This is a genomic window from Jeongeupia chitinilytica (assembly GCF_014652315.1).
GTDB classification, from domain to species: Bacteria; Pseudomonadota; Gammaproteobacteria; order Burkholderiales; family Chitinibacteraceae; genus Jeongeupia; species Jeongeupia chitinilytica.
On sequence record NZ_BMYO01000006.1, the window covers coordinates 42385 to 61087 of the forward strand.

Genomic DNA, 18703 nt, shown 5'->3' on the forward strand with positions numbered 1-18703 from the left:
CTTGTTTGCAACCGTTGGCACCCGTGCCTTTTCGTGCCGACGCTCCATTTCTATCCGCAATGAGGTGAACACGTGGCTCAACAACCGCTTTCCCAAGACCTCCTCGACAAGATGCACCGGTACTGGCAAGCCGCCAACTACCTGTCCGTCGGTCAGATCTACCTGCTGGAAAATCCGCTGCTGAAGCAGCCGCTGGAGCGTAAGCACATCAAGCCCCGCCTGCTGGGTCACTGGGGCACGACGCCGGGCCTGAACTTCATCTACGTTCACGCCAACCGCGTCATCAAAGACCGCGACCTGAAAATGATCTACATCACCGGTCCTGGCCACGGCGGCCCGGGTCTGGTCGCCAACACCTGGCTGGAAGGCAGCTACGAAGAGTTCTATCCGAGCATCGACCGCACCGAAGGCGGCATGCAGCGGCTGTTCAAGCAGTTCTCGTTCCCGCGCGGCATCCCGTCGCACGTTGCGCCGGAAACTCCGGGCTCGATGCACGAAGGCGGTGAACTCGGTTACTCGGTCTCGCACGCCTACGGCGCTGCATTCGACAATCCGGATCAGGTCGTCCTCGCCGTGGTCGGCGACGGCGAAGCCGAAACCGGCCCGCTGGCCGCCAGCTGGCACTCGAACAAATACCTGCACCCGGTCAACGACGGCTTCGTCCTGCCGATCCTGCACCTGAACGGCTACAAGATCGCCAACCCGACCGTGCTGGCACGGCTGTCGAAGGAAGAGATCACCAAGCTGTTCGAAGGCTACGGCTACAAGCCGCACTTCGTCGAACTGAAGCACGAAACCTTCAACGACAAGCAAGCCACCTTCCACGACATCCACCAGAAGATGGCGGCCACGATGGACGCCTGCCTGGACGAGCTGAACGCGATCCGCGAAGCCGCCAAGGCCGAAATCGCCGCCGGCAAGCCGATCACCCGCCCGCAATGGCCGATGATCGTGATGCGCACGCCGAAGGGCTGGACCGGTCCGAAGGAAATCAAGGGCAAGAAGGTCGAGGACTACTGGCGCAGCCACCAGGTGCCGTTCTCGGACATCGACGCCGAAAACGTCCACAACCTGGAAAACTGGCTCAAGTCGTACGAACCGGAAACCCTGTTCAACGCCGACGGCACCGTCAAGGCCGAACTGACCGAGATCGCGCCGAAGGGCCTGCACCGCATGGGTTCGAACCCGGTCGTCCACGGCCAGGCGTCGAAAGACCTGCGCATGCCGGACTTCCGCAACTACGAAGTCAAGTTCGAGAAGCCGGGTACCGTCAACGCCGAAGCCACCCGTGAAATGGGCAAGCTGCTGCGCGACGTGATGAAGGAAAACGAAGAGCAGCGCAACTTCCGCATCGTCGGCCCGGACGAAACCGCGTCGAACCGCTGGAACAACGTGTTCGAGGAAACCGGCAAGACCTGGTTCGCCGACTACCTGCCGGAAGACGAGCACAACGACACGCTGTCGCAGGACGGTCGCGTGATGGAAATCCTCTCCGAGCACACCTGCCAGGGCTGGCTCGAAGGCTACAACCTCACCGGTCGCCACGGCTTCTTCAGCTGCTACGAAGCGTTCATCCACGTCGTCGACTCGATGTTCAACCAGCACGCCAAGTGGCTGAAGACCACCCGCCACATCAACTGGCGCAAGCCGCTGCCGTCGCTGAACTACCTGCTGACCAGCCACGTCTGGCGTCAGGACCACAACGGCTTCTCGCACCAGGATCCGGGCTTCATCGACCACGTCGTCAACAAGCGTGCCGAAGTCATCCGTGTCTACCTGCCGCCGGACGCCAACACCCTGCTGTCGGTGACCGACCACTGCCTGCGTTCGCGCCACTACGTGAACGTCGTCGTGGCCGGCAAGCAGCCCGCGCTGCAGTACCTGACCATGGACCAGGCGATCAAGCACTGCACCAAGGGTCTGGGCATCTGGGACTGGGCATCGAACGACGCCGGCGGCGAGCCGGACGTGGTGATGGCCTGCGCCGGTGAAATCCCGACCATGGAAGCACTGGCCGCGACCGACCTGCTGCGTCAGCACTTCCCGGACCTGAAGATCCGCTTCGTCAACGTCGTCGACCTGATGACGCTGCAGCCGAAGGAAGAACACCCGCACGGCCTGTCGAACCGCGAGTTCGATTCGATCTTCACCGCCGACAAGCCGGTCATGTTCGCCTTCCACGGCTATCCGTGGCTGATCCACCGCCTGTGCTACCGTCGCAACGGTCATGCCAACATCCATGCCCGCGGCTACAAGGAAGAAGGTTCGACCTCGACGCCGTTCGACATGGTCGTCGTCAACCAGCTCGACCGCTTCAACCTGGCGATCGACGTGATCGACCGCGTGCCGAAGCTGGCCAAGATCGGTGCACACGTGCGGCAGAAGTTTGCCGACAAGCTGGTCGAGCACGCGCAGTACATCGCCGAACACGGCGACGACCTGCCGGAAGTGAAGAACTGGGTCTGGCCGTACTGAGACCCCGTTCCGGCCCGGGGCCCGCGCCCCGGTCGACCCTGAAAACAGCCCGCCTTGTGCGGGCTGTTTTGTTTGGTCTGGCGCTTGCCCGTACGCCGTGGCGACGGGCACACTGAGTCCTGAATCCGAGGAGTTGTGCCGTGCCCGATACCGACCTGCTTGCCCGCATCGCCGACTGCGCCCGCGCCGTGGCGGAGCGCGAGATCATGCCGCGTTTCCGCCAGGTGAGCGCGCACCGCAAGCATGACGGCACGCTGCTGACCGAGGCCGACCTGGCCAGCCAGGCCTTCCTGACCCGCGCGCTGCCCGGGATCGCCCCCTACCCGGTGCTCGGCGAGGAGATGTGCGCGGCCGAACAGAAAGCGCTGCTGGCGGCCAATCCGGACGGCCTGTGGGTCGTCGACCCGATCGACGGCACGACCAACTTCGCCCACGGCCTGCCGATGTTCTCGGTCTCGATCGCCCTGCTGCGCCACGGCCGTACCGAATTCGGCGTCGTCCACCTGCCGGTACTCGACGAAACCTTCAGCGCCCGGCGCGGCCATGGTGCGTGGCTCAACGGCGAGCGGCTCGAAGCCCCGGCCGAGCCGACCCGGATCGCCGACTCGGTTGCCGCGGTCGAGCCCAAATACCTCGGCGGCCACCTGCCGGTGCGCATCGTGACCGTCGCGCCCTTCGCCAGCCAGCGCAACTACGGCGCGGCCACGGTCGACTGGTGCTACCTTGCCGCCGGCCGGTTCGACCTGCTGCTGCACGGTGCTCAAAAGTTGTGGGACTACGCTGCCGGCGCCCTGATCGCCGAAGAAGCCGGCTGTCTGCTCGGCACGCTGACGCGCCGCGACTACTGGCATTGCGATCCGTGGACGCGCTCGGCCATCGCAGCCCGGCATCCGAAGGCGTTCGAGAGCTGGTACCAGTGGGCAACGCAAAACCGCTGAATGCTGCGGTGTGAGCCGGCGCCGGGCCACTACCCCGCGGACTCAGCTCCCCGGGCATGACAGACGACGGCGAGCTTGTTGCCGTCCGGATCACGGAAATACGCGCCATAGTAATGCGCGTGATACTGCGGTCGCAGGCCCGGTGGCCCTGCGCAGAGGCCGCCATGGCTCAGTGCCGTTCCGTAGGTCCGATCGACAACGGCGCGACTGTCGGCCAGCAGGGCAATCATCTGGCCGTTGCCCGGCGCATGTGCATGCCCGTCGAACGGCGTGCCGATCAGCAGCAGCGGGCGTGCTTCGCCCGGTTGCTGCCAGCCCGCCCAGGGGCGGCTGCGGTCGCAGAACCGTACCTCCAGGCCGAGACAGTCCAGCACCGCGCGATAGAACGCCAGCGCCCGTTCGAAATCGGTCACGCCCACATGCACGTGCGAAAACATGACTGCCCCCTTGTCGCCAACGGAATACGCCGCCGTGTCAGAGCACCTTGCCCGGATTCATGATCCCCAGCGGATCGAGTGCGGCCTTGATGGTGCGCATCAGGTTCAGCTCGACCTCGCCGCGGTACAGCGGCAGCTGGTCGCGCTTGAGCTGGCCGACGCCGTGTTCGGCGCTGATCGTGCCCTGATGCCGGGCGACGATGTCGTAAACGATGGCGTTGACCGCCGGTTCGTGCTCGTACACGCCCTTGCCCAGATCGCCGAGGAAGACGTTGTAATGCAGGTTGCCGTCGCCGACATGACCGAAAGCGACCAGGTCGAGGTCCGGAAACGCGGCTTTCAGCACCGTTTCCGCCTCCACCATGAAGGCCGGAATGTGCGACACCGGCACGGCGATGTCGTGCTTGATGCTGGTACCGCGGCGGCGCTGCGACTCGGGAATGTGCTCGCGCAATCGCCAGAAATCCTGCGCTTCGGTCACGCTCTGCGCCAGCAGCACGTCCTCGTGGCCGAGCTCGAACAGCGCCTCGGCCAAGCGCTCGACCAGCACGGCCGGTGCGCCGCCATCGGCCAGCTCGACCAGCACGGTCCACGCCGGTGGCGCAGCAAACGGTTGCGGCAGTTCGGGGCAGTGTTCGGCGAGCAGTTCCCAGCAGCGGCGCGAGATCAGCTCGAACGACGTGACCCGCTCGCCGACCTGATCCTGCAAGCCGCGCAGCAGCGTCACCGCGGCATCCGGCGTTTCGAGCGCGACCAGCGCGGTCGCCTGCGCCGACAGTTGCGGCGACAGCTTGAGCACGGCAGCGGTGATCACGCCGAGCGTGCCTTCGGAACCGATGAACAGCTGTTTCAGGTCGTAGCCGGTGTTGTCCTTGCGCAGCCCGCGCAATCCGTCCCAGACGGTGCCGTCGGCGAGGACGACTTCGAGTCCGAGCGTCAGTTCGCGCATGTTGCCGTAGTGCAGCACGTTGACGCCGCCGGCGTTGGTACCGAGCGCACCGCCGATCCGCGCCGAACCGACCGCGCCCCAGTCGGCGGCGAACAGCCGCCCGGCCGCGCGCGCTGCTGCCTGCACGTCGGCCACGACGGTGCCGGCGTCGACGGTGATGGTGTTGTTGTCGGCATCGACCGCCAGCACGCGGTTCATCCGTTCCAGCGACAGCACGATCGCCGTACCGCTGCCGTCGGGCGTCGCCGCCCCGCAGTTGCCGGTGTTGCCGCCTTGCGGCACGACCGGCACGCCGTGCGCATGCGCCAGCTTCATCACCGCAGCGACCTCGGCGGTCGAGCGGGGCCGTACCACGGCTTGCGCGGCACCGTGGTAGCGGCGGCGGTTGTCGAGCAGGTAGCCGTCGATCTGCGCGCCGGTGAGGATGCCGGCCGGGTCGAGCAGCGCGGCGAGTTCGGTCATGAACGACATCGTCGTCTCCAAACGAGATCGCCGGCAGCAGCCGGCGATCCAGAGTCATCGTTACATCGATTTTAAAGCCAGAAATCCCGGCGTGCGACGTGATGCTGCAGCACGCGCTGGAAGTGGCCCGGGTCCTTGGCGAACGTCATCTCGCCGGCCGCCGGCTTGTAGAAGTCGTACAGCCGCGATACCCAGAAACGCACCGCTGCGGCACGCAACAGCTGCGGCCATGCGGCAAGCTCGGCGGCCTCGAACGCACGGACACTCTGGTAACCGGCGAGCAGCGCGCGGGCCCGTTCGGCGTCGATGTCGCCGTTCTCCAGCACGCACCAGTCGTTGAGGGTGATCGCCACGTCGTAGGCCAGCGTGTCGTTGCACGCGTAGTAGAAATCGATGAAGCCGCCGACACGGTCACCATCCATCAGCGCGTTGTCGCGGAACAGGTCGGCGTGGATGACACCGGCCGGCAGCGCGCCGAAGTCCTGCGCCGCCAGCGACGCCACTTCGGCGTCCAGCTCGGCCGCATCGGCCGCCGCCATGAACGGCGTCACTTCGGCAGCCACGGCTTCGCGCCAGGCGCGGCCGCGCGGATTGGCCATGTACCCGTCGTAGTGCCGCGCCGCCAGATGCATTTGCGCCAGCATTTCGCCGACCTCGCGGCATTGCGCGGCGTTCGGTGTGTCGGTGACGGCACCCGGCAGGCAGTTGACCAGCAGCGTCGGCTTGCCGTTCAGCGTATCGACGAAGGCATTGTCGTGATTGGCGATCGGCGCGGCGACGGCGATGCCGTGCTGCGCCAGATGGGCGAGCAGGTTGACGTAGTACGGCAGTTCGTCGGCACGCAGCGTCTCGAACAGCGTCAGCACGTAGCGGCCGTGCGTGGTCGTGACGAAGTAGTTGGTATTGGTGATGCCGGCGGCGATGCCCTTGAGCTCGACCAGACCACCGATGGCATAGCGCTTGAGGAAGGCGCCCATCTCATCGGGCGTAACGGTGGTGAAAACGGACATGATGGATTCAGTGCGGCGCGATCGGATGAGGGACGGAGTGTACGCAAGCGCGCCGGCACAGACGAGCGCCGGCGATCGTCGTCACCACGAGAACAGCGTCCATTGCGGCACCGACAGGCGTGCGCCACCCGAATCGGCGCTGTCGATGCGGTCGAACTGGCCGTTGCCTTCGTGGTCGTAGAGGAAGTACGGCTTACCGACCTTGGGCGTGACCTTCATCATGTAGAGCCGGCCGTTCATGCGGTACTCGGCGATGGTCGCATCGGCCTTTTCGATGATGCGCACTTCCGGTTCGCCGACCGGCTTGTTGGCCTTGGGTTTTTCCACCGGCGGCAACTGCTCGGCCGGCACCGATTGCGGCGGCGGCGGCGGCGGATCAAGTGGCGGCAGCTCGGCCATCGCGGCGCTGCCGGCAAGCAGCATCAGGCTGGTCAGCACGGTTTTCATCTGGGCTCCCTCGGCCCGGCGGGCCTGTTTCGGTCATTCTACCGAATGCGTCGCCCCGGCTCACAGGCTGAACTGCATTTCGCGCTCTGCAGGCGACATCTCGAAACCGCGCGTTTCGAAGAAACGGAAAATCGCTTCGACGATGGCCGCCGGTTCGTCGATCAGCTGAACGAGGTCGAGATCGGCGGCATTGATCATGCCGTCGGCAACCAGACGCTCGCGGAACCAGTCGATCAGACCGCCCCAGAACTCGCTGCCGACAAGGATGATCGGGATCCTGCGCGACTTGCCGGTCTGGATCAGCGTCAGCGCTTCGGTCAGCTCGTCCAGCGTGCCGAAGCCGCCCGGCATCACCACATAGGCGCTCGCGTGCTTGACGAACATGACCTTGCGGGCAAAGAAGTGGCGGAAGCTCTGGCTGATGTCCTGGTACGGATTGCCGGTCTGCTCGTGTGGCAGCTGGATGTTCAGCCCCACCGACGGGCTGGCGCCGTCGTAGGCGCCCTTGTTCGCCGCCTCCATCAGCCCCGGGCCGCCGCCGGAAATCACCGCGAAGCCGGCATCCGACAGGCGCCGGGCAATCTCCTCGGTGCGCTTATAATGGGCGTGGTCGCGCCCGATGCGTGCCGAACCGAAGATCGATACCGCCGGCTGGATCCGTTGCAGGCGTTCGGTCGCCTCGACGAATTCGGCCATGATCTCGAATACCCGCCATGCCTCGCGGGCCCGCACGCCCTGATGCTCGCTGTCGATCTGCGGATCGACGAAATGGGGCAGCTTGTCCTTGAGATTCATCGCGCACCTCCTTGCTTACAAATATAGCCGCGCCCACAAGGCGGCGGCCTGCGGATACGCCATGCCCACCCTGCTCCTGATCGACGGTTCGTCCTACCTCTACCGCGCCTTCCACGCGATCCGCGAACTCTCGGCGCCCGACGGCACGCCGACCAATGCGCTGTACGGCTTCATCAACATGCTCAAGAAGCTGCGGCAGACGACGCCGGCCGACTACATCGCTTGCGTGTTCGACGCCAAGGGCAAGACCTTCCGCGACGACCTCTACCCCGAATACAAGGCCAACCGGCCGAGCATGCCGGACGAGCTGCGCGTGCAGATCGCCCCGATCCACGAGGCCGTCACCGCCTTCGGCGTGCCGATGCTGATCGTCGACGGCGTCGAGGCCGACGACGTGATCGGCACGCTGGCACGGCAGGCCGCCGCGCAGGGCATGACCGCGATCATGTCGACCGGCGACAAGGACATGGCGCAACTGGTCGACGGCCACGTGCGGATCGAGAACTCGATGACCGACGAAGTCCTCGACGAAGCCGGCGTGTTCGCCAAGTTCGGCGTGCGCCCCGACCAGATCGTCGACTTCCTGACGCTGAAGGGCGACGCCGTCGACAACGTGCCCGGCGTACCGAAGTGCGGCGACAAGACCGCCGCCAAGTGGCTGGCCGAGTACGACAGCCTCGATGCGATCATCGCCAACGCAGATTCGATCAAGGGCGTCGTCGGCCAGAACCTGCGCGACAGCCTCGACTGGCTGCCGAAGGCGAAGGAACTCGTCACGATCAAGACCGACGTCGACCTTGCCACCGAACTGCCCAACGGCATTGCCGACCTCGCCCCGGGCGCCGAGGACTGGCAAACGCTCAAGGCGATGTTCGAGCGCTACAACTTCCGCACCTGGTTGCGCGAGGCCGAGACCCGCTTGAACACAGCCGCCGCACCGGCTGCCGCGCCCGCCGGCGACCTGTTCGGCAAACCGCTGGCAACGCCAGAGTCGAACGTCGAGGCGGCATCGGCCATCGCGACCGCCAATGTCCCCACCACGCAGCCGGCCGAAGCGCCCGTCGAACGACACTACGAAGCCATCCTGACCGGCGCGCAGCTCGACGCCTGGCTGGCCAGACTGCTGGCGGCCGACGTCGTTGCGCTCGATACCGAAACCACCAGCCTCGATCCGATGCGCGCGAAGATCGTCGGCATCTCGTTCTCGGTCACGCCGGGCGAGGCCGCCTATCTGCCGCTGGCGCACCGCGGCACCGAAGCACCCGAGCAGTTGCCGTTCGACGCGACGCTGGCCAAGCTCAAGCCATGGCTCGAATCTTCTGAGCACAAGAAACTCGGCCAGAACCTCAAGTACGACCAGCACGTGTTCGCCAACCATGGCATCGCGCTGGCCGGTATCGCCGACGACACGCTGCTGATGTCCTACGTGCTCGCCAGCCACGAGCGCCACAACATGGACGATCTGGCGATGCGCGAGCTCGGCGAGACGACGATCAAGTACGAGGACGTCGCCGGCAAGGGCGCCAAGCAGATCGGCTTTGACGAAGTCGGTGTCGACACCGCAACCGCCTACGCCGCCGAGGACGCCGACATCACCCTGAGGCTGGCACATTCCCTGAGCGCCAGGCTGGCGAAGCAGCCGCAGCTGCAGACGCTGTACCGCGAACTGGAAATGCCGGTGCGCGAAGTGCTGTTCACGATGGAACGCAACGGCATGCTGGTCGACGCCGACCGGCTCAACCGCCAGAGCCACGCGATCGGCCTCAAGCTGATCGAACTCGAACAGCAGGCGTACGAACTCGCCGGCCAGCCGTTCAACCTCGGCTCGCCGAAGCAGATCGGCGAAATCTTCTTCGAAAAGCTCGGCCTGCCGGTGATCAAGAAGACCCCGAAGGGCGCGCCGTCGACCGACGAGGACGTGCTGACCGAGCTGGCCAAGGATTTCCCGCTGCCCAAGGTGCTGCTCGAGAACCGCAGCCTGTCCAAGCTCAAGTCGACCTACACCGACAAGCTGCCGACGATGGTCAACCCGGACACCGGCCGCGTGCACACCAACTTCAGCCAGGCCGTCGCCGCGACCGGCCGGCTGTCGTCGAACGACCCGAACCTGCAGAACATTCCGATCCGCACCGCCGAGGGCCGCAAGATCCGTGAAGCCTTCATCGCGCCGCCGGGCTGCAAACTGGTGTCGGCCGACTACTCGCAGATCGAGCTGCGCATCATGGCGCACCTCTCGGGCGACAAGGCGCTGCTCAAGGCCTTCGCCGAAGGCCAGGACATCCACCGCGCCACGGCGTCGGAAGTGTTCGGCGTCTCGCCGCTCGAAGTCAGCAGCGAGCAGCGTCGCTACGCCAAGACGATCAACTTCGGCCTGATCTACGGCATGAGCGCCTTCGGCCTTGCCGCCGCGCTGGAAATCGACCGCAGCGCCGCCAAGACCTTCATCGACCGCTACTTCGCCCAGTTCCCCGGTGTCGCTGCCTATATGGAGCGCACCCGCGTGCAGGCACGCGAGCAGGGCTATGTCGAAACGGTGTTCGGCCGCAGGCTGTGGCTGCCCGAGATCAGGTCGAGCAACGCCGGCCGCCGTGCCGGCGCCGAACGCGCGGCGATCAACGCGCCGATGCAGGGCACCGCCGCCGACCTGATCAAGCGGGCGATGATCGCCGTCGACGCTTGGCTCACCGAGGCCAAGCTGAAGAGCAAACTCGTGCTGCAGGTCCACGACGAACTGGTGCTCGAAGTACCGGAAGACGAGGTCGAACTGATCCGCGTCGAGCTGCCGAAAAAAATGGCGCAGATCGCCGAGCTGGCGGTACCGCTGGTTGCCGAAGTCGGCGTCGGCGACAACTGGGACGAGGCACACTGATCCGCCGTCTTCCGATCCGGCCCTGCATCGTGCAGGGCTTTTTTCATCCACCGGCAGATCCCGGCAACACGGACGGCAGCGGTGGCGCCCGATGGTCCGAGTTGGCAAATTGGCTTAGGCTTGGCGGAAGGAGGTCCAACATGAGCAGACTCAGAGCCGGCACCGTGCTGTACGCCGTCGACATCGAACGCGTCGCGGCGTTCTACGCCGGCGTGCTCGACATGGACATCGGTCACGCCGAATCGAACTACATCGTGCTGAATGCGCCCGGCTACGAGCTGGTGATCCAGCGCGTCCCGGCGCAGATCGCCGCAACCATCGCCATCGACACGCCGCCGCGTCCGCGCGAGAACACGGCGATCAAGCCGGTGTTCTTCGTCCCCAGTCTCGCCAACGCACGCACCGTTGCCGCCTGCCTCGGCGGCGTGCTGCCGCCGCCCGAGGCCGAATGGCGTTTCGGCGATTTCGTCGTGTGCGACGGCGTCGATCCCGAGGGCAACGTCGTCCAGTTCCGGGCCGGCACGCCCGACACATGAGCCGGCCCGCCCCGCTGCGACGCGGGCTGCTGGTCCTGCTGATGCTCGTCCCCGGCGCGCTGCTCGCGTGGGCCGGCTATGCCTGGCTGCTCGAGCGCGGTCTGGCGGCACAGCAGGCCGAGGCGCGACAGCGGCTGGGCTTCTACGCCCGCAGTCTCGACGCGCTGCTCGACAAGTACGCGCAGCTGCCGCAGCTGCTGACACTCGAATCCACACTGGCCGGGGCGCTCGCGACACCGGACGATCCGGCCCGCATCGCCGCAGCCAACCGCTATCTCGAAGCGTTCCGCCAGCACGCGCAGGTGTCGGTCGCCTACCTGATCGCACCGGACGGCGTAACGCTGGCGGCGAGCAACTGGCGCGAGCCGCAGGGCTTCGTCGGCCGGCGTTTCGATTACCGCCCCTATTTCCGCGATGCGATCGCCGGCCGGCCCGGGCGCATGTACGCGTTCGGCACCACCAGCCTCTCGCCCGGCTACTACCTGTCGGCGCCGCTGCGCGTTGACGGCCGGATTGCCGGCGTCGTCGTCGTCAAGGTCAGCCTCGGACCGTACGAAGCGGCGCTGCCCGGCGGCAGCGATCCGCTGCTGGTCGCCGACGACGTCGGCGTGGTGTTCCTGTCGTCGATGCCGGCCTGGCGCTACCACACGCTGAGCCCGCTGCCGCCGGCCGACCGCACGCGGCTGGCGCAGACGCGCCAGTATCCGCAACAGGCGCTGCAGGTGCTCGCCGCCGGCCAGCGCATCGATGCATCGGCGCCGCAACCGCAAAGGCTGCGCATCGCCGGGCCCGAGAACGGCCGCGACTACATGGCGCAGACGGCCAGGGTCGGCCCGCTCGGCTGGCACATCGTGCTGCTGTCGAACACCGCCGACGTGCGCCGCAGTGCCGCCGCGCAGGCCGCCGCACTCGGCTTCGGCCTCGCCTTCGTCACCGCGCTCTGGCTGTTCGCACAGCAGCGCCGTCGCCGGCTCGAGGAGCGGCGCGAGTCGCTCAAGGCCCAGCGCGCCGCACATGCGGCGCTCGAGGCCCGCATCGCCGAGCAGACCGAACATCTGGTGATCACCAACGAGGCCCTGACCGAGCGCATCCACGAACTCGAACGCACCGAGGCATTGCTGCGCCGCGCGCGCGACAACGCGGTGCAGACCGCCAAGCTCGCGGTGCTCGGCCAGATGGCCGCCGGCGTCACCCACGAACTGAACCAGCCGCTCGCCGCGCTGACGACGCTGTCCGACAACGCCGCACGGCTGCTCGAACTGAACGAAACGGCCGAAGCACGCGAGAACCTCGGCCTGATCAGCCAGCTGGCGCAGCGGATGGGCCGCATCGTCGGCCAGCTCAAGACCTTCGCCCGCAAGGAATCGGCACGGCTCGAACCGGTGCTACTCGCCGACGCGTTCGCCAACGCGCTGATGCTCGTCGAACCGCGCCGGCGCGAGCTGAACGCCCGGATCGACACCGACGTCAGCGACGAGACCGTCCGCGCCGACGCGCTGCAGCTCGAACAGGTGCTGGTCAACCTGCTGCGCAACGGCCTCGATGCAATGGAAGGCCAGATCGCACCGGTGCTGGCGGTCGGCGTACGCGCGCTGGACGGGCAGGTCGAGATCCGCATCCGCGACCACGGCGACGGCATTGCGCCGGAAGCCTTGGCCCGGCTGTTCGAGCCCTTCTATACCACCAAGCCGGTCGGCAAGGGACTCGGCCTCGGGCTGGCGATTTCGCACACCATCGTGCAGAGTTTCTCCGGCAGTCTTGCCGCCGAAAATGCCGCCGACGGCGGCGCCCTCTTCATCCTGACCCTGCCGACGCCATGACCGAACCGCTGACCGACGCCTTTCCGCAGAGCATCCATCTGGTCGAGGACGACCCCATCGTCCGCCGCGGCAGCGAACAGGCGTTGCGGCTGGCCGGCTTTGCCGTCCGCGGCCACCCCGATGCCGAATCGCTGCTCGACGCCATCGCCGACGGCGAACGCCCGGCGGTCGTCGTCAGCGACGTCCGGCTGCCCGGTCGCGACGGGCTGGCACTGCTGCGCGAGCTGCTTGCGCTCGATCGTGCGCTGCCGGTCATCCTCGTCACCGGCCACGGCGATGTGACGATGGCGGTCGGCGCGATGCGCGACGGCGCCTACGACTTCATCGAAAAGCCGTTCACGTCCGAACGGCTGGTCGAGCAGGTGCGGCGCGCGCTGGAAAAACGCCGGCTGGCGTGGGAGAACCAGCGGCTGCGCGCCAAACTGGGCGAGCCGCTCGAACAGCTGCTGATCGGCCAGAACCCGGCGATCGTGGCGCTGCGGCAGACCATCGCCGCGGTCGCACCGGTCGGCATCGACGTGCTCGTCAACGGCGAGACCGGTTGCGGCAAGGACGTCGTCGCGCGGGCGCTCCATGTCGCCAGCGGCCGCAAGGGCCAGTTCGTCGCGCTCAACTGCGGCGCGCTGCCCGAGACCGTGTTCGAGGCCGAGGTCTTCGGCGCCGAGGCCGGCGCCTACACCGGCGCGGCAAAGCGGCGGATCGGCAAGATCGAGTACGCCGACGGCGGCACGCTGTTCCTCGACGAAATCGAGAGCATGCCGCTGGCGCTGCAGGTGAAGCTGCTGCGGGTGATCCAGGACCGCAAGGTCGAGCGGCTTGGCGGCAACGCGGCGATTGCCGTCGACGTGCGCATCGTCGTCGCCAGCAAGGCCGACCTGAAGGCCGAGAGCGACGCCGGCCGTTTCCGTGCCGACCTCTATCACCGGCTCAACGTCGTCGTGCTCGACCTGCCGCCGCTTCGCGAGCGCCGCGACGACGTCGCGCTGCTGATGGGGCATTTCCTGTTCGACGCTGCACAACGCTTCGGCCGGACGGCGCCGAGCTGGAGCGCCGGCGATCTGGCGCGCTGGCAGGCCTACGACTGGCCCGGCAATGTGCGCGAGCTGAAGAACGTCGCCGAGCGTTTCTGCCTCGGCCTGCCCGAAGGCACGCCGAAGCTCGCCGACGACGCCGCGCCGGCGACGCTCGCCGCACAGGTCGACCGTGCCGAAAAACGCATCATCGAAGGGGCGCTGCGCGACACCGGCGGCCAGGTCACCCGCACCGCCGAGACGCTCGGCCTGCCGCGCAAGACGCTGTACGACAAGCTCTCCCGCCACGGCATCGACCCGGACGCGTTCCGCCAGGGCTGAACTAGCGCGGCCAGCCGCTCGCCACTGCGCTGGCGGCGATGAACAGGCCGAGGCCGAACGCCAGATGGGTGGTTACGCTGCGCCAGCGCGCGGCCTGCGGATTCGCGGTCAGCCTTGCGGCGATGCCGAAACCGAACGCCGGCTGCATCACGAAGAACGGCAGCACCACGCTGCCAAGGCCGACGCCCAGCGCCACCGGCAGCGAAGGCCGGTGCAGCCAGTCGGCCCCGCTCCACAGCAGCGGCAGGGCCACCAGCGCGATTCCGCTCAGGTAGTGCACGCTCCAGCCGATGGCCCGCTCGCCAGGCCGGGGCGACGCCTTGGCGATCGCCGGATGGCGGAACCGGCCGGCCCGCATGTGCGCGACCCAGCGCCCGACCAGTGCATAGTCGAGCGACGCCACGCCGAACAGGCGTTTGCGCAGTACGGTCCACAGATCCATGCAGGCCGTCGCACCGATCCCGGTCAGCCCGATCCGCCACAGCACGTCGATAGGGTCAGTCATGGCGACCCCGCTTTGCCGGCGATCGCCGGCCGTTTGGTGCGGCGCCCCGAGCTGCCGTGCGTACTGGTGTGCTTGTCATGGTGATCACTCCGCTTGCTTTGCCGTGTATGAATCTTCATTCTGCAAATTCAAGTCGACTTGAGGTCAAGCATGGATGCGCTCGATATCGGCGAAGTGATCCGGCACTCGGGCCTGCCGGCCTCGACACTGCGCTACTACGAAGAAAAGGGGCTGATCCGCCCGACCGGACGCCGCGGCCTGCGGCGGCTGTATCACCCGGATGTGCTGCAGCGGCTGGCGCTGATCGCCCTCGGCCGCACCGCCGGCTTCTCGCTCGACGACATCGCCGGCATGTTCGGTCCGGACGGCCAGCCACAGATCGACCGGCAGCAACTGCTCGCCCGGGCCGACGAACTCGAACGCACGATCCGGCGGCTGGGCGCATTGCGCGACGGACTGCAGCACGCGGCGCACTGCCCGGCGCCGAACCACATGGCCTGCCCGACGTTCCGGAAGCTGCTGCAGACCGCCGGCACCGCACCGCGGCAGCCGGGCAAACCCTGAGCGCGGCCGGCGCCCCCGCTGCATGCCGGTGCAATCCGGAATACGCCGTACGCCGACTACCGGAACGGTGAGCGGATTTCCGCACACGTACGGACCGTCATGGCGGGATTCCGCACATGACCGTGTGGGCACGATTCGGCACAAACCCTGAAAAATCAATGCACTGACTCCAGAGCGGCTTCTGGCACGGCGCTTGCCCTGTAACGAGGCAAGCCGTAGCCCGCGCAGCACCACTACGCGGCGCCACGAATCGGAACCGGCGATCCGTCGCCCCAGGAGTCGTGATCATGAAACAACCTTTCTACAAGGTGCTTTACGTACAGGTGCTGGTCGCCATCGTCGCCGGCGTGCTGCTCGGCTACTTCGACCCCGCCCTCGGTGCCGCGCTCAAGCCGCTCGGCGACGGCTTCATCAAGCTGGTGAAGATGATCATCGCCCCGGTGATCTTCGTCACCGTGGTCCATGGCATCGCCGGCATGCAGGACATGAAGAAGGTCGGCCGCGTCGGCGGCAAGGCGCTGCTGTACTTCGAAGTGGTGTCGACCTTCGCGCTGGTCATCGGCCTGATCGTTTCGCACCTGTTGCAGCCGGGCGCCGGCTTCAACGCCGACGTCGCCCACCTCGACGCCAGCGCCGTCGCCGGCTACGCCGCCAAGGCGCACGGCAACAGCACCGTCGACTTCATCATGCACATCATCCCGGGCACCGTCGCCGGCGCCTTTGCCGACGGCGAGATCCTGCAGGTGCTGCTGCTGGCGATCCTGTTCGGCTTCGGCCTGTCGCGGCTCGGCGAGCGCGGCCAGCAACTGCTGGAACTGAACGACAAGATCTCGCAGGTGCTGTTCTCGGTCGTCAACATGATCATGAAGCTCGCCCCGGTCGGTGCCTTCGGTGCGATGGCGTTCACGATCGGCAAGTACGGCGTCGCGTCGCTGATCCCGATGGCCAAGCTGATGGGCGCGTTCTACCTGACCTGCGGCCTCTTCATCGTACTGGTGCTCGGCAGCATCGCCCGCGCCTGCGGCTTCTCGGTATTCAGGCTGATTGCCTACATCAAGGAAGAACTGCTGATCGTGCTCGGCACCAGCTCGTCGGAAAGCGCGCTGCCGCGACTGATGGACAAGCTGCAGAAGCTCGGCTGCTCGAAGTCGGTCGTCGGCCTTGTCGTGCCGACCGGCTACTCGTTCAACCTCGACGGCACCAACATCTACATGACCATGGCCGCGCTGTTCATCGCCCAGGCGACCAATACCGACCTGACGCTGGGCCAGCAACTGATGATCCTTGCCGTGGCGATGCTGACCTCGAAGGGCGCCAGCGGCGTCACCGGCGCCGGCTTCATCACGCTGGCGTCGACGCTGGCGGTGGTGCCGAGCATCCCGATCGCCGGCATGGCGCTGATCCTCGGCATCGACCGCTTCATGAGCGAAGCGCGCGCACTGACCAACTTCATCGGCAACGCCGTCGCCACCGTCGTCGTGTCGCGCTGGGAAAACGAGCTCGACACCGCCCGGCTGAACCGGGTACTCGGCGGCGGCAAGACCGAAACCGAAATCAGCGTTGCACCGGTCGCCCCACAGCTCGGCCTCGACCGCGCCTGATCAGTTTTCCTCTCTTTGCCCGGCCCCGGCCGGGTTTTTTTTCGCCCGCGATACCTGTGCCTCGAAGGTGCCGGCGGCAATCGCGTCGATGTCGCTGGCGGCGATGCCGAGATCCCCCAGCTGATAGCCCGACATGCCGCGCAACTCGGCCAGCTCACTGGCCAGCCGGCGCCGCTGCCGCCAGCGTTGCCACCATCCCGTGCGCTTCATGGCTGCTGCTCCGTGTCCGCCGATCAGCCCATCATCGGCCTCGCGCACCGGGCGCGACGGCCAGATCAAACCCAGTTCCTGCCAGCCCATCTTGTCCACCCTCGGGTCTTCGTTCACGATGGAAACAGGATATGGCGCAGCGGCGGCGGCCTGAATGCAGGTCCATTCGAAATGACCCCGCCGTACTTTGCATCCATCGGTTTTCGGCAAGGCACACCATGAATTCATCGTTTCAGCTCGACAGCATGGACTGGAAGATCGTCGACGCACTGCAGCACGACGCCCGCCAGAGCCTGTCGGCGCTCGGCAAGCGCATCGGCCTGTCGCAACCGGCGATCAGCGAACGCATCCGCAAGCTCGAGGACGCCGGCGTCATCGAGGGCTACGGCGCCCGGCTCAACCTGCAGAAGCTCGGCTACGGCCTGCAGGCGATGATCCGCCTGCGCAGCGACCACGCGCGGCTGCCGCAGGCGCTGAAGCAGTGCGAGGCCATGCCCGAGGTGCTCGAGGTGCTCCGGATCACCGGCGAGGACTGCCTGCTGATCCGCTGCGTGATTCCGCGCCCGGAAGCGCTGCAGACCGTCGTCGATGCGCTGGCGGCGCACGGCAACCTGACCACCTCGCTGGTGCTGTCGACGCCGATCGCCCGCCCGGTGGCACGGCTCGACACCGCCGAGCCGCCGGCGCGGCAATGATAGAATCGTCGCATCGAACCTCTGTGAGCACCGCCGTGTCCGCCCCCACCCGTCTCGTCATCGCCACCCGAGAAAGCCCGCTTGCCCTGTGGCAGGCCCGGCACATCCAGGCCCGGCTCGCCGCGCTGTTGCCCGGGACCGAGATCGACCTGCTGGGGATGACGACCAAGGGCGACCAGATCCTCGACAAGACGCTGAACAAGGTCGGCGGCAAGGGCCTGTTCGTCAAGGAGCTCGAGGAGGCGCTGCTCGACGGCCGCGCCGATCTGGCCGTGCATTCGATGAAGGACGTCCCGATGGTGCTGCCCGAAGGCTTCGCCATCGCCGCGATCACCGAGCGTGAAGACCCGCGCGACGCCTTCGTCTCGACCCGCTACGACAGCCTCGACGCGATGCCCGAAGGCGCCGTCGTCGGTACGGCCAGCCTGCGCCGCGAAGCGCAGCTGCGCGCCCGCTACCCGCAACTGGTGTTCAAACCGGTGCGCGGCAACGTCGGCACCCGGCTGGCCAAGCTCGATGCCGGCGAGTTCGACGCGCTGATCCTTGCCGCCGCCGGACTCAAGCGCCTCGGCTTCGCCGACCGCATCCGCACCGAACTGAGCACCGACATCAGCCTGCCCGCGCCGGGCCAGGGCGCGCTCGGCATCGAGATCCGCGCCGATCGCGACGACCTGAAAGCGCTGCTCGCACCGCTGAACCACGCGGCGACCGCCGCCTGCGTCACCGCCGAACGCACGCTGTCGCGCCGGCTGAACGGTTCGTGCCAGCTGCCGCTGGCGGCATTCGCCGAGGACGAGGACGGTTTCCTGCGGCTGCGCGGCCTCGTGGCGATGCCCGACGGCAGCCACAGCGTCCATGCCGAATCCAACGGCACCCGTACCGCCGCCGACGGCCTCGGCCGCCAGGTCGCCGACCTGCTGATGTGCGAAGGTGCCGGCGACATCCTCAAGGCACTCGATCAGGGCGCGGACCACGGGACGCCCGGTCATTAAGCAGCCGCGCACCGCGCAGCCGGCGCCGCTGGCCGGCCGCCGCATC

At 67.1% G+C, this 18703-nt stretch carries 17 protein-coding genes; 10 read left to right on the top strand and 7 right to left on the bottom strand.

Features of this window, described 5'->3' with window-relative positions; all coding sequences use genetic code 11:
- The first annotated feature begins 72 nt into the window (after window positions 1-72).
- Entirely contained in the window at window positions 73-2475 is a 2403-nt protein-coding gene (locus IE097_RS11595) for a phosphoketolase family protein (protein WP_229797557.1), read from the top strand.
- A 140-nt stretch (window positions 2476-2615) separates the two neighbouring features.
- Entirely contained in the window at window positions 2616-3413 is a 798-nt protein-coding gene (locus IE097_RS11600) for an inositol monophosphatase family protein (RefSeq protein ID WP_189460914.1), read from the top strand.
- 29 nt (window positions 3414-3442) lie between these two features.
- On the opposite strand, the gene IE097_RS11605 is transcribed toward IE097_RS11600, so the two are convergent.
- The 5 genes from IE097_RS11605 to IE097_RS11625 all read right to left on the bottom strand — a co-directional run bounded on the left by IE097_RS11605 (window position 3443) and on the right by IE097_RS11625 (window position 7513).
- Window positions 3443-3850, bottom strand: a complete 408-nt coding sequence (locus tag IE097_RS11605) for a VOC family protein (protein ID WP_189460915.1) — start codon at window positions 3848-3850, stop codon at window positions 3443-3445.
- Between the two features lie 37 nt (window positions 3851-3887).
- Complete coding sequence (locus IE097_RS11610; protein ID WP_189460917.1) at window positions 3888-5270, bottom strand: FAD-binding oxidoreductase; 1383 nt, start codon at window positions 5268-5270, stop codon at window positions 3888-3890.
- A 62-nt stretch (window positions 5271-5332) separates the two neighbouring features.
- On the bottom strand, window positions 5333-6271 hold the full coding sequence (locus IE097_RS11615) for a homoserine kinase (RefSeq protein WP_189460918.1): 939 nt from the start codon (window positions 6269-6271) through the stop codon (window positions 5333-5335).
- An 81-nt stretch (window positions 6272-6352) separates the two neighbouring features.
- On the bottom strand, window positions 6353-6718 hold the full coding sequence (locus IE097_RS11620) for a DUF2782 domain-containing protein (RefSeq protein ID WP_189460920.1): 366 nt from the start codon (window positions 6716-6718) through the stop codon (window positions 6353-6355).
- A gap of 60 nt (window positions 6719-6778) precedes the next feature.
- Complete coding sequence (locus tag IE097_RS11625; RefSeq protein WP_189460922.1) at window positions 6779-7513, bottom strand: LOG family protein; 735 nt, start codon at window positions 7511-7513, stop codon at window positions 6779-6781.
- A 61-nt stretch (window positions 7514-7574) separates the two neighbouring features.
- On the opposite strand from IE097_RS11625, the gene polA reads away from it, so the two are divergent.
- The 4 genes from polA (at window position 7575) to IE097_RS11645 (ending at window position 14090) form a co-directional block, all read left to right on the top strand.
- Window positions 7575-10382 carry a DNA polymerase I gene (gene polA, locus IE097_RS11630; protein ID WP_189460925.1) on the top strand — a complete coding sequence of 936 codons (2808 nt, stop codon included), beginning with the start codon at window positions 7575-7577 and terminating at the stop codon, window positions 10380-10382.
- Window positions 10383-10522: 140 nt separating this feature from the next.
- Complete coding sequence (locus IE097_RS11635; RefSeq protein WP_189460927.1) at window positions 10523-10918, top strand: VOC family protein; 396 nt, start codon at window positions 10523-10525, stop codon at window positions 10916-10918.
- Window positions 10915-12738: a sensor histidine kinase gene (locus IE097_RS11640; protein ID WP_189460929.1), complete on the top strand. Its 1824-nt coding sequence runs from the start codon at window positions 10915-10917 to the stop codon at window positions 12736-12738. Before IE097_RS11635 ends, IE097_RS11640 begins: the two co-directional genes overlap by 4 nt.
- Complete coding sequence (locus IE097_RS11645; RefSeq protein WP_189460931.1) at window positions 12735-14090, top strand: sigma-54-dependent transcriptional regulator; 1356 nt, start codon at window positions 12735-12737, stop codon at window positions 14088-14090. The genes IE097_RS11640 and IE097_RS11645 overlap by 4 nt, the downstream gene beginning before the upstream one ends.
- Before the next feature lies 1 nt (window position 14091).
- Here the strand turns inward: IE097_RS11645 and IE097_RS11650 are convergent, their stop codons facing one another.
- Window positions 14092-14595 (bottom strand): DUF2938 domain-containing protein, encoded by a 504-nt coding sequence (locus IE097_RS11650; protein WP_189460933.1) that lies wholly within the window; start codon window positions 14593-14595, stop codon window positions 14092-14094.
- Between the two features lie 150 nt (window positions 14596-14745).
- Between IE097_RS11650 and IE097_RS11655 the strand changes: the two genes are divergently transcribed.
- Entirely contained in the window at window positions 14746-15159 is a 414-nt protein-coding gene (locus IE097_RS11655; protein WP_189460935.1) for a helix-turn-helix domain-containing protein, read from the top strand.
- Window positions 15160-15446: 287 nt separating this feature from the next.
- The gene (locus IE097_RS11660) at window positions 15447-16760 is read left to right on the top strand and encodes a dicarboxylate/amino acid:cation symporter (protein WP_194523922.1); all 1314 of its coding nucleotides are present in this window, start codon (window positions 15447-15449) and stop codon (window positions 16758-16760) included.
- On the opposite strand, the gene IE097_RS11665 is transcribed toward IE097_RS11660, so the two are convergent.
- Window positions 16761-17087: a YjiS-like domain-containing protein gene (locus IE097_RS11665; RefSeq protein WP_189460937.1), complete on the bottom strand. Its 327-nt coding sequence runs from the start codon at window positions 17085-17087 to the stop codon at window positions 16761-16763. It lies immediately after the preceding gene.
- Between the two features lie 101 nt (window positions 17088-17188).
- Here IE097_RS11665 and IE097_RS11670 point away from each other — a divergent pair, with 101 nt between their 5' ends.
- Both IE097_RS11670 and hemC read left to right on the top strand, forming a co-directional pair.
- Window positions 17189-17665: an Lrp/AsnC family transcriptional regulator gene (locus tag IE097_RS11670; RefSeq protein WP_189460938.1), complete on the top strand. Its 477-nt coding sequence runs from the start codon at window positions 17189-17191 to the stop codon at window positions 17663-17665.
- The gene (hemC, locus tag IE097_RS11675) at window positions 17662-18657 is read left to right on the top strand and encodes a hydroxymethylbilane synthase (RefSeq protein WP_189460940.1); all 996 of its coding nucleotides are present in this window, start codon (window positions 17662-17664) and stop codon (window positions 18655-18657) included. The genes IE097_RS11670 and hemC overlap by 4 nt, the downstream gene beginning before the upstream one ends.
- The last annotated feature ends 46 nt before the right edge of the window (window positions 18658-18703 follow it).

Coding starts and splice junctions, on each gene's coding strand:
- IE097_RS11615 (WP_189460918.1), bottom strand. CDS start 6,271: ATGTCCGTTTTCACCACCGTTACGCCCGATGAGATGGGCGCCTTCCTC.
- IE097_RS11645 (WP_189460931.1), top strand. CDS start 12,735: ATGACCGAACCGCTGACCGACGCCTTTCCGCAGAGCATCCATCTGGTC.
- polA (WP_189460925.1), top strand. CDS start 7,575: ATGCCCACCCTGCTCCTGATCGACGGTTCGTCCTACCTCTACCGCGCC.
- IE097_RS11650 (WP_189460933.1), bottom strand. CDS start 14,595: ATGACTGACCCTATCGACGTGCTGTGGCGGATCGGGCTGACCGGGATC.
- IE097_RS11670 (WP_189460938.1), top strand. CDS start 17,189: ATGAATTCATCGTTTCAGCTCGACAGCATGGACTGGAAGATCGTCGAC.
- IE097_RS11610 (WP_189460917.1), bottom strand. CDS start 5,270: ATGTCGTTCATGACCGAACTCGCCGCGCTGCTCGACCCGGCCGGCATC.
- IE097_RS11620 (WP_189460920.1), bottom strand. CDS start 6,718: ATGAAAACCGTGCTGACCAGCCTGATGCTGCTTGCCGGCAGCGCCGCG.
- IE097_RS11605 (WP_189460915.1), bottom strand. CDS start 3,850: ATGTTTTCGCACGTGCATGTGGGCGTGACCGATTTCGAACGGGCGCTG.
- IE097_RS11635 (WP_189460927.1), top strand. CDS start 10,523: ATGAGCAGACTCAGAGCCGGCACCGTGCTGTACGCCGTCGACATCGAA.
- IE097_RS11640 (WP_189460929.1), top strand. CDS start 10,915: ATGAGCCGGCCCGCCCCGCTGCGACGCGGGCTGCTGGTCCTGCTGATG.
- hemC (WP_189460940.1), top strand. CDS start 17,662: ATGATAGAATCGTCGCATCGAACCTCTGTGAGCACCGCCGTGTCCGCC.
- IE097_RS11655 (WP_189460935.1), top strand. CDS start 14,746: ATGGATGCGCTCGATATCGGCGAAGTGATCCGGCACTCGGGCCTGCCG.
- IE097_RS11660 (WP_194523922.1), top strand. CDS start 15,447: ATGAAACAACCTTTCTACAAGGTGCTTTACGTACAGGTGCTGGTCGCC.
- IE097_RS11625 (WP_189460922.1), bottom strand. CDS start 7,513: ATGAATCTCAAGGACAAGCTGCCCCATTTCGTCGATCCGCAGATCGAC.